Source organism: Limnospira sp. PMC 1279.21, assembly GCF_032349615.1.
In the GTDB taxonomy this organism is placed as follows: Bacteria; Cyanobacteriota; Cyanobacteriia; order Cyanobacteriales; family Microcoleaceae; genus Limnospira; species Limnospira fusiformis.
Genome location: NZ_JARPLU010000054.1, coordinates 1 through 13,271, shown reverse-complemented (window position 1 = coordinate 13,271; position 13,271 = coordinate 1). Strand labels below are relative to the sequence as shown.

The window sequence follows — 13,271 nt, the reverse complement described above, 5'->3', positions numbered from 1 at the left end:
GAGGAATGTGGGCACAATTATGATTTAATTGTACAGGGTAAACCCGGGTTGCCGACCCTTTGGGCTGAAGTCCATCTGGGGGAAATTTACCTCGAATCCGGCATTCAGTAATCAGCAGCACCAGCGCCCCCATGTTCATAAGCAGCCATATCCCAGTTTTATAGTTCCCTTAGTTACTCGATAATCTCAGTTGATTTTACTTTAATTTAGCTGATAGTTTTGTGCATCATCATAAAAACAAGGATATTTAGTTTATGCAGATTATTAATACCATACATTTTCGTAATCTCAAAGGCGACATATTTGGTGGTTTAACCGCCGCCGTCGTCGCTTTACCTATGTCCCTAGCTTTCGGAATCGCCTCTGGGGCGGGGGCTTCTGCTGGTTTATGGGGCGCAATATTAATCGGATTTTTTGCTTCCTTATTTGGCGGAACTCCTAGCCTAATTTCTGAACCCACAGGTCCCATGACCGTCATTATCACAGCAGTCATAGCCGAATTAATGGCTAAGAACCCAGAAAACGGTTTAGCCATGGCTTTTACCGTAGTCATGCTCGCCGGTATCTTTCAAATTATCTTTGGGGTTTTAAAATTAGGTAAGTATATTACCATGCTGCCCTATAACGTGATTTCCGGGTTTATGACCGGAATTGGCGTGATTCTGATTTTTCTACAAATAGCCCCCTTCCTGGGTCAAGCAACCCCCCCTGGTGGCGTAATTGGTGTCATCAGAAATTTTCCCGATATAATTTCCAATATTAATCCTTGGGAAACTATTTTAGGGTCAATTACTTTAGCTATTCTGTTCTTTTATCCAGCTAATCTCAAAAAAGTTGTACCTCCTCAACTCGTCGCTTTACTCATTGGTACAATCATTTCCTTAGTCGTATTTAGTGGCGTAGAAATTCGGACAATTTCCACCATTGGTGAAATTACCCCCGGCTTTCCTGAACCACAAATGCCCACATTTACCCAAGAAGATTTGCGGTTAATGTTTGTCAATGCTATGGTCTTAGGAATGGTCGGTTCTATTGATTGTCTGTTAACTTGTTTAGTATCAGATAGTCTCACCCGCACCGAACATAACTCCAATAAAGAATTAATCGGTCAGGGTGCAGCCAATTTAATTACTGGTTTGTGCGGTGGTATTCCCGGTTCAGGAGCCACCACAGCCACCGTCGTCAGTATTTACGCAGGAGGACGCACCGCCTTAGCTGGAATTACTCGCGCTGTTATATTGTTAATTGTCGTGTTATGGGCAGCACCTTTAACCTCTGGTATCCCTTTAGCAGTTTTGGCAGCTATTGTCCTCAAAGTCGGTATTAATATCATTGATTGGGGATTTTTAAAGCGGGTTCACCAAATTTCTTGGAAAGCCGCTGGCATTGTTTATGGTGTCGTTATCCTCACCGTATTTGTTGATTTAATGGTAGCCGTCGCTGTCGGTGTCTTTATTGCCAATATCTTGACTATTGAACGTCTGAATGAGTTTCAGTCTCAGTCTGTAAAAGCTATCACTGATGCCGATGACCAAATTGTTCTAAATGCTCAAGAAAAAGAAATTTTAGACTTGGCAAATGGCCGGGTTCTGCTGTTCCATTTGAGTGGTCCGATGATTTTTGGGGTGGCTAAAGCTATTTCCCGAGAACATCAGGCTATTAATAGTTATGATGTGTTGATTGTTGATTTAAGTGAAGTGCCAATTTTGGGCGTGACTTCTTCCTTGGCTATTGAAAGTTCCATTACAGAGGCAATTGATGCCGGTCGTGATGTGATTGTAGTCGGTGCAACTGGTAAGGTGAAAGGCAGGTTAGAAAAATTGGGCATTGCTGGCTTAATTCCTGGTAATTATTGGATGGGCGATCGCTTAACAGCACTCAAAGAAGGTTTAGCGATCGTCAAGCAAAAACAGCCCAGCATCACCACTAATGCTGATCTCTCCTAGCTGTAGGGCGAGATAATTTTTCTGGTGCGTCAGCAATCAATTATCCCCTATTCCTTCCCATTTTCTCTATCTGACGCACCCTACCAGCTAGGGACTCAGCCCCCCGAACCTAGCCATAATCACCGAAATATCCCATAAGCTGGTCAGGGGTGGCTCTATCAGAAAAAATTAAGAAAATGTGTAGACAAATATTTATTTTGGCTTTATGATTCATTTCAATCTATGAATCGTAGTTTTTTTATAGATTAATAGCGATAAATACCTGGTTGTTAACTGTTTTCCCTTATCATGCAACTCCTGAATCATATTCATTTTAGAAACGTTCGGGGCGATATCTTTGGTGGCATGACTGCTGCTATCATTGCCCTACCCATGGCTCTAGCCTTCGGTGTCGCTTCCGGTGCTGGTCCGGCTGCTGGCCTATATGGAGCCGTCCTAGTTGGTTTTTTTGCTGCTCTGTTTGGGGGAACCCCAACCCTCATTTCTGAGCCTACCGGTCCCATGACCGTGGTTATGACTGCTGTTATTGCTAACCTCACCGCTGCTAATGATGAAAACGGCATGGCCATGGCTTTTACCGTGGTGATGATGGCAGGGATTGTCCAAATTATATTTGGTTTTCTGCGTCTGGGTAAATATGTCACCCTCATGCCCTATACAGTTATCTCCGGCTTTATGTCCGGGATTGGTATAATTCTCGTAGTTCTCCAAATCGGTCCTTTTTTGGGGCAGGCTCCCCCCAGAGGTGGTGTCATTGGTACTATTCAGAATATACCATCACTGCTGACTAATATTAACCTCTCTGAAACCATCTTGGGTCTCATCACTGTGGCAATTCTGGTGTTGATGCCTGGTAAGCTAAAACGCTTGGTTCCTCCTCAGTTATTAGCCTTGGTTGCCGTCACCATATTTTCCCTAATTGCTTTTCCTGATATTGATATTCGTCGAATTGGTGAAATTCCTACCGGTCTCCCCTCCCTGCAAGTTCCTACATTTAGTGCAGGCCAAATCCAGACCATGTTCATTGATTCCTTGGTGCTGGGGATGTTGGGTTGTATTGATGCTCTCCTCACCTCTGTGATTTCTGACAGTCTCACCCGCTATCAACACGACTCTGATAAAGAATTGATTGGTCAAGGATTAGGAAACCTCGCTTCTGGTTTGTTTGGCGGTATTCCTGGGGCGGGAGCTACTATGGGGACAGTGGTTAATATTCAGGCTGGCGGTCGCACGGCTTTATCCGGTCTCACTCGTGCAATTATTCTGTTAGTTGTGGTGCTGTGGGCGGCTCCTTTAACTCAAAGTATCCCTATGGCGGTTTTGGCTGGTATTGCCTTAAAAGTTGGTGTTGATATCATCGATTGGGGCTTCTTGAAACGCGCCCACAAGGTATCTGTCAAAGCTGCCTTGATTATGTATGGGGTAATTGGTTTAACTGTTTTTGTTGACTTGATTATGGCTGTGGGCTTGGGGCTATTTGTCGCTAATATCCTCACTATTCAGCGCCTCACTGATTTGCGTTCTAAGGATGTTAAAGCCATTACTGATGCTGATGACAACATTGTTCTAAGTCCCGATGAAAAAGCATTGCTCAAACAGGCTAATGGTCGCATTCTACTTTTCCACCTTAGCGGTCCGATGATTTTTGGTGTATCTAAAGCGATCGCCCGTGAACACGCAGTTATTGGTAGCTATGATGTTCTCATCTTAGATTTAAGTGATGTGCCTCTGTTGGGGGTCACTTCTTCTCTCGCCTTGGAAAATGCTGTTAAAGAAGCTGTTGATCTCGGTCGTCATGTTTTCATTGTCGGCGCTTCTGGACAGTGTAAACAGCGCTTACAGAAGTTGGGAGTTTTTGAAATGCTCAGTCCCGATAATTTGGTCATGGATAGAATGCAAGCTCTACAGACAGCAGTGGCTATGGTTCGTTCCTCTACTGGTCCTATTCCAGAGGTTGCCGAAGTTAATTATCCTCATGGTTCTTCCATTCTTCCAGATGATTTGACCATCAATAATTGAACCCTACCCCCAAACCGGGCTTCTCTCAAGAAACCCGGTTTGCCTCCGGATTTCTGGTTTTTCACAAAGATTATCATGCGATCGCGACTTAATTTCACCCCCTATTTATTTCTATTACCCGCATTACTCATTTTAACCCTCACTGTATTTTGGCCGTCCTTACAAGCCTTTTATCTCAGCTTTTTTGATTATGACTTAATTCGAGAACCTCGGTGGGTCGGTTGGGGGAATTTTCAAAGACTTTGGCAAGATCAAGTATTTTGGCAAACCTTAAAAAACACCGGACTTTATATAATAGTAGTCGTTCCTATTTTGGCGATCGCACCCTTGGGGTTAGCCATTTTAGTTAATCAAAAACTCCGTGGCATTCACTGGTTTAGAACCGCCTATTATGTGCCGGTTGTCATTTCCATGGTCGTAGCCGGACTAGCCTGGAAATGGTTATATGCAGAGAATGGATTACTTAATCAATTACTCCAATATTTTACCTCATTTTTCCTCCCCTCATCTACTCAATTCCGAATTCCCTGGTTAACCGATCCTAATTTAGCCTTATTTTCAGTCATGGCAGTTACCATTTGGAAAGGATTGGGTTATTATATGGTAATTTATCTCGCTGGCTTACAATCTATCCCCGCAGAACTTTACGAAGCCGCTAGTTTAGACGGTTCCGACGGGTGGCAAAGTCATTGGGATATCACCTTACCTTTAATGACACCTTATATAATTTTAGTCTCGGTAATTTCTGCCATTTCCGCTACCAAGGTATTTGAAGAAGTTTATATCATGACCCAAGGCGGCCCCTTAAATAGTTCTAAAACCATTGTTTATTATCTCTATGAAAGGGCTTTTCAAAACTTAGATATTGGTTATGCCTGCACCATTGGATTAGTGCTATTTGGAATAGTTTTTAGTTTATCATTACTCCGGTTAATTGTTAACCGTTTAACAGGTAATCAAAACCAGGCTACTTGGTGAAATCATCCCCCCGGACTAGGGGCAGACCAGCGACCATAGTTCATACTTTCCCCTAATTTTTTTGCTAAATTCCTGAAATTAAGCCATAATAGAAGTAGATGGAATTGCCCGTCAATATATAGGCTTAGGGTCAACAGACCCAGGATAAATCATATCTTAACCAAACTGAAAGGGGAGTTCTTCAACCGTAGTAACAACGTAACTTAGGGTCAACAAGGAGAAATATGATCATGGCTGATTTCGACTGGCTGAGAATGTTAATCCCAGCGGTGTTTTATTTAGGCTGCATCTACTTGCTGTTAGGTTGGATACCCGAAAACACGGAAAGTTAAAATTTTTCACACAAACGGCTAATTGTCAGACAAAATAGGGTAAGTAAATGGTGTGAGAGACGCAACAAATAACGAATTATGAAAACCAATCGATGGCATATCATACTTACCTTAGTCGCAGCGATCGCAGTTTTGATAACCCACCCATCCCAAACTAACCCAGCTTTCCCTGTCGGGGAGGCTGGTTTTACAGATGTCCAAAACCATTGGGCGCAGCCTTGTATTAAGGAATTAGCCGATCGCCAAATTATTACCGGCTACAGTGACAACACCTTCCGCCCTAATAACCCCATTACCCGCGCTGAATTCGCCGCCCTGGTTAATCAAGCATTTCCGAGAGTACAACCCACCCGCCGCCGCCAGAATTTTGTCGATATTCCCACAGATTTTTGGGCTTATGATGCCATTAGTCTGGCTAGTCAAAAAGGGTTTTTATCAGGATATATCGGTAGTGTTTTTAATCCTCTGGTTAATATTCCTAGGGTACAAGCCCTGGTGGCTATTAGCAATGGTTTAGGATTTAAGCCCCAGCAGTTGTCTCCTGAACAATTGGGAGATGTTTTTATCGATAGCGCCACCATTCCTGATTATGCTAAAGAAGCGATCGCCGCCGCCACTGAAAATTGGTTAGTCGTTAACTATCCTAATGTTAGACAATTGCAGCCTAACCGTCCGGCGACTAGGGCTGATGTAGCTACATTTATCTGTCAGGCTATCACTAACTTTGATGAAAATGCCTTAGTTCCTTCTCAGTATATTGCCCGCATTTCTGTGGATGATCAACCCTTAGCAAAAATGCCACTGACTACCCCAGAAACCCAAGCAGTTACCGAGTCCGAACCCGCCGAAACTCCATCAAGTCCCGCCGATATTTCCATCAATAAACCCCCCGAAACCCCATCAGAATCACCTCAACAAATCCCCCATTCTCCACCTACTGAAACTCAATTTTTTCAACCACCATCCCAAGCATTGCTACCACAAGAACCCATTAACAAAACTATTGAATTTGAGAATTTACTAGCAGAATTTGATTTTAACCCTCGCCCTAGTCCTCAATTTAGCTTGAAAATTACGCGGCGCGGAGAGGTTGTTTTAGATGATAATATACCAGAAGATATCCTCAAGAATTTGATATCAAGTAACTTAGATACCATCAGGCTTTTAGATGTCCGCACCATCGATTTAAATGGAGATAGGGAACCTGAGTTAATTGTAGACCTCCAAAGTGGCGGTTATTACTCGCTGATTTACCATTATAGACCCTTAGCCAAGCAATATGGTATTATTCCTAAAAGTTGGGGTATTTGGCACTATGATTTAACCGAAATTACTGATGATGGCTTACCCAGATTTGTGGGGTATGATTACCGATTTGCGCGGGAATTTAATCTACAATCTCAATCACAGGTCCCTCTGATAATTTGGGAATATCGCGCTGGACAATTTCAAAATGTCACTGCTAATTATCCGGAATTTGTGACCCTTCACCTCGATCGCATTTGGCGAGATATTGAACAACGACACCGCCAAAATCAGGATGTTCGCGGGGTGATCGCCGCTTATATGGCTAATCAATATTCCCTCGGTCAGGGAGAGTTGGGGTGGCGAAAAGTGCGATCGCTTTTTGAGGATAGAAATATATCCGATTTATTAGCAGATGTAACACGGTTTTTGCAGGATACCGGCTATATTCAACCGTAGCCAATAGACTGGACTCACAGTTATTCCCTGATCTGATGATTTTAGATAATTTCCGATATGGGATCTGTGAGTTTTTCTAAGTCTTCTGGTCTGTCAATATCAGTCAAAATGGTTAAATTAGCAACCGCTATGTTAAGATGATGACAGATAGAAATCGTTTGTTTCCAGACTAATTCGGTTCCCCAATTCACTCCCTCAAATATTTCGGGGATAAACCTTGACAGTCCGATTAAATAATATCCGCCGTCCGTCGCGGGTCCCAGGACTATATCAAACTGCTGGAGTAGCTGGAAGGCTTGACTAAGGATATGGGAAGTGATGGCTGGACAGTCGCTTCCAATCATCACTACCGACCTATATTTACGGTTAAATGCTGACTGGAATGCTTCGGACATTCTCTCGCCTAAATTCCCCCCTACTTGAGGATTATAACACAGATGACACCCTAACCAATCTTGCATTTGACTTAGGGTAGTTCCTGTGAATTTAATTTCTGTGGAAATGGGACGCAATTCCTGGAGTTTTTCCACTGTGGCGATCGCTTTTTCGGTCATTTGGCGATGTAGTTTCGCCGCGCCTTCAATACCCAGTGCCGGAATTAGTCGCGTTTTGGTTTGACCGGGTTCTGGGTAACGGGTGAAAACAATTAAATGTTCCATAATTTGACAATTTTACCAGGTCATATAATCAGGGTTGCGATAGGCTAGGTTCCCCCCAATATAGGTAGCATCAATGCTGCGATCGTCCCCTAAAATCATCAGAGAAAATAGGATTTCGTTGAGTTTTTCCACTGATTCTATGCTATGCTGAGGGTGGCGGAATGCCATTAATGGTGTGGCTTGCCAATTTAATACAATAAAATCGGATTCTTTCCCTATTTGAAAGTTGCCGATATATGAGTCTAAATGAATGGCTTTAGCACCCCCTAGGGTAGCTAAATAAAAGGCTGGCAATGGTGACAGAGTTTGCTTTTGTAGCTGGGTGACTTTATAGGCGGCGGACATGGTTTTTAGCATGGAAAAACTGGTTCCCGCACCCACATCACTGGCTAAACCTACCGCTATGGGGTGCGCGGGTGATTTCGCCTCTTTCAGATTAAATAATCCACTACCAATGAACATATTGGAAGTCGGACAGAAAGCTATGGCTGAACCCGCTTCGGACAAACGTTTAAACTCGGAATTGCTTAAATAAATGCCGTGGGCAAAAATTGAGCGATCGCCTACTAAACCCGCTTTTTCGTATACCTCCAAATAATCTTTACACTCAGGAAACAATTGGGAAACCGTCACTAATTCTTCTTGATTTTCTGATAAATGAGTATGAACATACACATCAGGAAATTCTCGTTTTAGTTGTCCGGCTACTTCCAACTGTTCTGGGGTCGAAGTTATCGCAAACCTCGGAGTAATTGTATAGCACAACCGACCGCGATTATGCCATTCTTTAATCAAATCTTTATTATTGTGGTAGGCAGTTTCCGGGTTATCCAATAGGGACTCAGGTGCATTTCTGTCCATCATCACCTGACCAGCGATCGCCCGAATATTACGACTTTGTGCTTCCTCAAAAAATACCCGGGTTGACTCTGGGAAAACCGTTGTCATTACCACCGCTGTAGTCGTGCCATTCCGCGCCAACTCATCAAAAAAGAACCCGGCGACCTCGCGAGCGTGTAATGGGTCTTTGAACCTTTCCTCACCGGGAAAAGCATATTTTTCTAACCACTGCAAAAGCTGTTCCCCATAGGAAGCAATAATCTCCGTTTGTGGATAGTGAACATGAGTATCAACAAAACCAGGGATGATCAACCTTTGGCTATAGTCGATAATCTCAATTTCAGGATAATCGGTTCGGATATGGTCATAGGAACCGAAAGCCTTAATTTTGCCATCCTCAACAATTAATAACCCATCCTCAAGATAGCGATAGCTTTCCGTGGGAGACACCACAAACGGATCATCAATAAAATCCAGAAAAGCGCTGCGAACTCCGTACATATTTATAACTCGTGGAAATCATAAATCACAATACCAGAATCAGGGTCGTTGGTAATACTCACATAACCCCTTTTGAACATATCATTTAAAACATTTTCCACCCGTTCAAAGTCCGCGCCGGTTGCCATGACTCCCTGAGTAACTGACAGTTTACCACCCCGCGCCGCCGCTGCCTGTAGTAATCTCATTCGCAGACGTTCCTGCAAGTCTCCAGTCACAATTAAGGTCACTGGGTTACTTTCGGGAAGTGGGGAACCGTCCGGCGCAACTCCCAGCCTGGCCTGTGCTTTAGCATTATATTCCTCCACCATACTGGGAATCAAAAATACATCCACCAACTGGCCAACTTTGAACAGTCCCAAAGTACACATCCAAATTACACCGGTGACAATCTGGCCATTGTACAGGCGATGTAAACCACTGATGGGAGTAATCAAGCCGATCGCCCATAGTATATAACTCGTGGTAATTTTTTTCACGATAACCTCCAAGTCCTGACATCAAGGGACTATAACCATGATCGCACATCTGAAATATCTTTGCTGAACAGCAGTAGGTGTAGCAATTCTTAACCGAATTGACTATGCAGGCGACACCATTACTTGCTAGACTGGAATGCGTTGCATATTAAACGCTTTTGATTGCAGCCCCAAGCGGGTTGGTCATTTTAACTAAAGGGCGATGTTCAGCCCATAGTAGCCCATCGCCCACACCAAGTCCCTTGCAATAATTAATAAAACACGAGCATTATGGTAGATTCCCTGAAAAAACCCACATTTGAAGAGATACGTCCTGGGGTTAAGGTTCCAGCTAAGGAAACCATCCTGACACCTCGGTTCTACACCACAGATTTTGAAGAGATGGAAAAAATGGACATCTCTGCTAATGAAGAGGAAATCAGGGCGATCTTGGAAGAGTTCCGGGTTGACTACAACCGTCATCACTTTGTCCGTGACGAAGAGTTTGAACAGTCCTGGGACCACATTGATGGCGAAACTCGCAAGGTTTTTGTAGAGTTTTTAGAGCGTTCCTGCACCGCCGAATTTTCTGGCTTCCTGCTTTACAAAGAACTCAGCCGTCGCCTTAAAGAAAAAAGCCCTGTCTTGGCTGAATGCTTCTTGCTCATGTCACGAGATGAAGCACGCCATGCCGGTTTCCTTAACAAAGCTCTGTCCGATTTTAACTTATCTCTGGATCTGGGTTTTCTCACCAAAAGCCGGAAGTACACCTTCTTTAAACCCAAGTTTATCTTCTACGCTACCTATCTTTCTGAGAAGATTGGTTACTGGCGTTACATCAAAATCTATCGCCATTTAGAAGCTCATCCAGAAGATCGGATTTACCCGATTTTCCGTTTCTTTGAAAACTGGTGTCAGGATGAAAACCGCCACGGTGATTTCTTTGATGCGATACTCAAGTCTCAGCCTAGCCTGTTGAACGACTGGAAAGCTCGCCTATGGTGTCGCTTCTTCCTGCTATCTGTGTTCGCGACTATGTATCTAAATGACCTACAGCGTGCGGACTTCTATGCGGCTATTGGCTTGAATGCTCGCGATTATGACATCGAAGTAATCGAAAAAACTAACGAAACTGCTGGTCGGGTGTTCCCCATTATCCTTAATGTCAATCACCCCAGTTTCTACCAACGTCTTGATGAGTGCGTGAAGACTAATGAAAAACTTAGTGCGATCGCTAATTCTAACGCACCTGGTTTCGTCAAGTTCTTCCAAAAACTACCCCACTACATCTCTAATGGTTGGCAGTTCTTAAACCTGTACCTACTCAAACCCATTAATGTAGAACCCAGTCATGGTGTAGTTCGCTAATTGTCACTGAACACCTACCTACCTCCCCCCCCATTTACGGGGGGGTGTCTCCACCCAACATCAAACACCATAACTAGGACAGACAAGGCTTATGTCTCCCTAGTTTCCGTAGTTAAATAACACCTAACTAGCCCAAAACTCCAAGTAATTCCTACCTTATTGGTTATGGCGATCACCCACGTTATTTATGATCTTGACGGTATACTATTAGATACTGAGCCTCTCCATGCTCAAGTAAATCAGGCGATCGCTAACCGTTATGGTAAAACCATTGACAGAACCCTACAATATCAACTTTGTGGTCGTAAGTCTAAAGACTCCGCCGCCTTAATTGTAGAAACCCTGCAATTACCCCTAACCCCCGAAGCATTTTTGCAGGAAAAAGACGCAATTATCTATCAATACTATCCCCAAGTTCCCCCCCTACCCGGAATAGTTCGGCTTACCCATCACCTCGCTAACCACAATATCCCCCAAGCCGTCGCCACCAGTTCTGCTACCAGACCCTTTACCGCCAAAACCCAACCCCATCAAGCCTGGTTTTCCCTATTCCGCTGTATTGTCAGAGGAGATGACCCGGAATTAACCAGAGGAAAACCCGCACCAGATATATTCTTAATTGCGGCTAAACGACTAGGTGCTAAACCTGAAAATTGCCTAGTGTTTGAAGACTCCCTCGCTGGGGTAATGGCTGCGCGACAAGCGGGAATGTATGTGGTGGCTATTCCACCGCCAGAAATGGACTACAGCGCCTATCAACAAGCTGATCAAGTCCTGACTTCCCTAGAAGATTTTAAACCAGAATATTGGCATCTTCCGGCTTTTGAACCTGATCATCACCGGGTTTCCCCCGCGCAAGTTTAGGCGATATTCTCCTAGGTTTGGTTATTAACCCCCAACAGCCATGATCACCCCCAAAAACATAAGTTTAACTAATTTATACCGCCAGATGAATTTAATATCACAAAGATTGTTAAGATTTATTACGATTTTATTGCTAATCGCTCGCAAATAGTTGACGAGATTATGGGGGTTGTGATACACTCAAATAAATCGCACCCAAGGGGTTGCTGTGTCTATATGCCAAAAAAAAGGCTACAACCCTGATTATATGGCGCTTAAAGTTATTCTCTGAGGAAAAAATTAAGCTGGCGATGCACGAGTTTTTGGGAAAAAGGGGACGGCCAATTTTCTACCTATTGACAAAAAGGCGATTATGTGCATAGCCGTTTCGGGGGGAGGTTTGAGTTGATTAATTTTCTCGTTGGGAGGCGATCGCCTTTCGATCCTAGGTTGGGTTATTAACCCCCAACAGCCATGATCACCCCCAAAAACATAAGTTTAACTAATTTATACCGCCAGATGAATTTAATATCACAAAGATTGTTAAGATTTATTACGATTTTATTGCTAATCGCTCGCAAATAGTTGACGAGATTATGGGGGTTGTGATACACTCAAATAAATCGCACCCAAGGGGTTGCTGTGTCTATATGCCAAAAAAAAGGCTACAACCCTGATTATATGGCGCTTAAAGTTATTCTCTGAGGAAAAAATTAAGCTGGCGATGCACGAGTTTTTGGGAAAAAGGGGACGGCCAATTTTCTACCTATTGACAAAAAGGCGATTATGTGCATAACCGCTTTCCGCAGCCTATCCCGGACGGAGAGGAAGTGAAAATAAGAGGCAGTTCATTGGTTAATAATTAACAAACTTAGTGAGGAGAACCGGACCGATTAAATAGTGATGACCCAAACAAGACAAACCCGCAGAATTAGCCAACTGTTCCCTTTTTTTGCGGCTGTACCACCGCAACTTACCAGGAGAGACAGCAACCTCTCGATATTCAGTCCAATCATTAACGGTATAATCAGCCAGATAAAAAACTCCCTGCGATCGCAAAACCCGTTTAATTTCTGCTAGGACGAATTCAGGGTGAGGATAATGGAGAAAACTGATAGTACAAAAAACGGCATCAAAACTCGACTCAGGAAAAGGTAAAGCCTCAACATTCCCCTGTAGAAACTGTAGGCGATCGCCATAGACATTTTGGTTTTTCGCCTCTTTAATCATTTGAGGAGATAAGTCCAACCCCGTCCCCTGAAGGTCAGGAAACTGTTTAGCCAAACGCTGTAGCAGTCGTCCTGTACCACAGCCAATATCAAGAATATTAGCGGAATTAGGAAACTCCGCAAACTCCAATAAACGCTTATGTACAGCCTGATAGAAAACCGTGGTCAGCAGGAAATCATAAAAAGGAGCCCAGCGGTCAAAAAACGATTGTTTATTCTGAAAAAAGCTGTCAGTCATAGATTAAAGATATCCCCCACATAGAAAATAGTAAGGTAGCGTCAGACCCAGGAGCTTTTGGGTCACCAGAAACACTGGTAACTCTGACGCACCGGAATATATATCTGATACATTTACGCGACATTTATCCGGCTATTGCCTGACAATGCGACGATA

General features: G+C 43.6%; 10 protein-coding genes. 6 read left to right on the top strand and 4 right to left on the bottom strand.

Going from position 1 to position 13,271, the window contains the following annotated elements; translation table 11 throughout:
* Positions 1–254 precede the first annotated feature (254 nt).
* From P5683_RS10555 to P5683_RS10540, 4 genes are all read left to right on the top strand, one after another.
* The gene (locus tag P5683_RS10555; RefSeq protein WP_315639825.1) at positions 255–1,946 is read left to right on the top strand and encodes a SulP family inorganic anion transporter; all 1,692 of its coding nucleotides are present in this window, start codon (positions 255–257) and stop codon (positions 1,944–1,946) included.
* A 288-nt stretch (positions 1,947–2,234) separates the two neighbouring features.
* Entirely contained in the window at positions 2,235–3,965 is a 1,731-nt protein-coding gene (locus tag P5683_RS10550; protein WP_006624412.1) for a SulP family inorganic anion transporter, read from the top strand.
* A 75-nt stretch (positions 3,966–4,040) separates the two neighbouring features.
* Positions 4,041–4,943, top strand: coding sequence for a sugar ABC transporter permease (locus tag P5683_RS10545; RefSeq protein WP_315639826.1), 903 nt, complete (start codon positions 4,041–4,043; stop codon positions 4,941–4,943).
* A 410-nt stretch (positions 4,944–5,353) separates the two neighbouring features.
* Positions 5,354–6,979: an S-layer homology domain-containing protein gene (locus P5683_RS10540; protein WP_315639828.1), complete on the top strand. Its 1,626-nt coding sequence runs from the start codon at positions 5,354–5,356 to the stop codon at positions 6,977–6,979.
* Between the two features lie 41 nt (positions 6,980–7,020).
* Here P5683_RS10540 and P5683_RS10535 read toward each other — a convergent pair whose 3' ends face one another.
* Genes P5683_RS10535 through P5683_RS10525 form a run of 3 tightly spaced genes read right to left on the bottom strand, consistent with a single transcriptional unit; the run spans position 7,021 to position 9,458 of the window.
* Positions 7,021–7,638: a TIGR04282 family arsenosugar biosynthesis glycosyltransferase gene (locus tag P5683_RS10535; protein WP_008052361.1), complete on the bottom strand. Its 618-nt coding sequence runs from the start codon at positions 7,636–7,638 to the stop codon at positions 7,021–7,023.
* Between the two features lie 12 nt (positions 7,639–7,650).
* Entirely contained in the window at positions 7,651–8,979 is a 1,329-nt protein-coding gene (guaD, locus tag P5683_RS10530; protein WP_008052362.1) for a guanine deaminase, read from the bottom strand.
* 2 nt (positions 8,980–8,981) lie between these two features.
* Positions 8,982–9,458, bottom strand: a complete 477-nt coding sequence (locus tag P5683_RS10525) for an NINE protein (protein ID WP_006668688.1) — start codon at positions 9,456–9,458, stop codon at positions 8,982–8,984.
* 270 nt (positions 9,459–9,728) lie between these two features.
* Between P5683_RS10525 and acsF the strand changes: the two genes are divergently transcribed.
* Both acsF and P5683_RS10515 read left to right on the top strand, forming a co-directional pair.
* Positions 9,729–10,805 carry a magnesium-protoporphyrin IX monomethyl ester (oxidative) cyclase gene (gene acsF / locus P5683_RS10520; RefSeq protein ID WP_006624404.1) on the top strand — a complete coding sequence of 359 codons (1,077 nt, stop codon included), beginning with the start codon at positions 9,729–9,731 and terminating at the stop codon, positions 10,803–10,805.
* Between the two features lie 165 nt (positions 10,806–10,970).
* Complete coding sequence (locus P5683_RS10515; protein WP_006624403.1) at positions 10,971–11,669, top strand: HAD-IA family hydrolase; 699 nt, start codon at positions 10,971–10,973, stop codon at positions 11,667–11,669.
* A gap of 834 nt (positions 11,670–12,503) precedes the next feature.
* On the opposite strand, the gene P5683_RS10510 is transcribed toward P5683_RS10515, so the two are convergent.
* A complete protein-coding gene (locus P5683_RS10510; protein ID WP_006624402.1) occupies positions 12,504–13,115 on the bottom strand; it encodes a class I SAM-dependent methyltransferase in 612 nt (203 codons plus the stop codon).
* Positions 13,116–13,271 lie beyond the last annotated feature (156 nt).

Excerpts from the sequence above, each read along its gene's own strand:
- P5683_RS10540 (WP_315639828.1), top strand. The coding sequence starts at position 5,354 with ATGAAAACCAATCGATGGCATATCATACTTACCTTAGTCGCAGCGATC.
- P5683_RS10510 (WP_006624402.1), bottom strand. The coding sequence starts at position 13,115 with ATGACTGACAGCTTTTTTCAGAATAAACAATCGTTTTTTGACCGCTGG.
- guaD (WP_008052362.1), bottom strand. The coding sequence starts at position 8,979 with ATGTACGGAGTTCGCAGCGCTTTTCTGGATTTTATTGATGATCCGTTT.
- acsF (WP_006624404.1), top strand. The coding sequence starts at position 9,729 with ATGGTAGATTCCCTGAAAAAACCCACATTTGAAGAGATACGTCCTGGG.
- P5683_RS10545 (WP_315639826.1), top strand. The coding sequence starts at position 4,041 with ATGCGATCGCGACTTAATTTCACCCCCTATTTATTTCTATTACCCGCA.
- P5683_RS10550 (WP_006624412.1), top strand. The coding sequence starts at position 2,235 with ATGCAACTCCTGAATCATATTCATTTTAGAAACGTTCGGGGCGATATC.
- P5683_RS10515 (WP_006624403.1), top strand. The coding sequence starts at position 10,971 with ATGGCGATCACCCACGTTATTTATGATCTTGACGGTATACTATTAGAT.
- P5683_RS10535 (WP_008052361.1), bottom strand. The coding sequence starts at position 7,638 with ATGGAACATTTAATTGTTTTCACCCGTTACCCAGAACCCGGTCAAACC.
- P5683_RS10555 (WP_315639825.1), top strand. The coding sequence starts at position 255 with ATGCAGATTATTAATACCATACATTTTCGTAATCTCAAAGGCGACATA.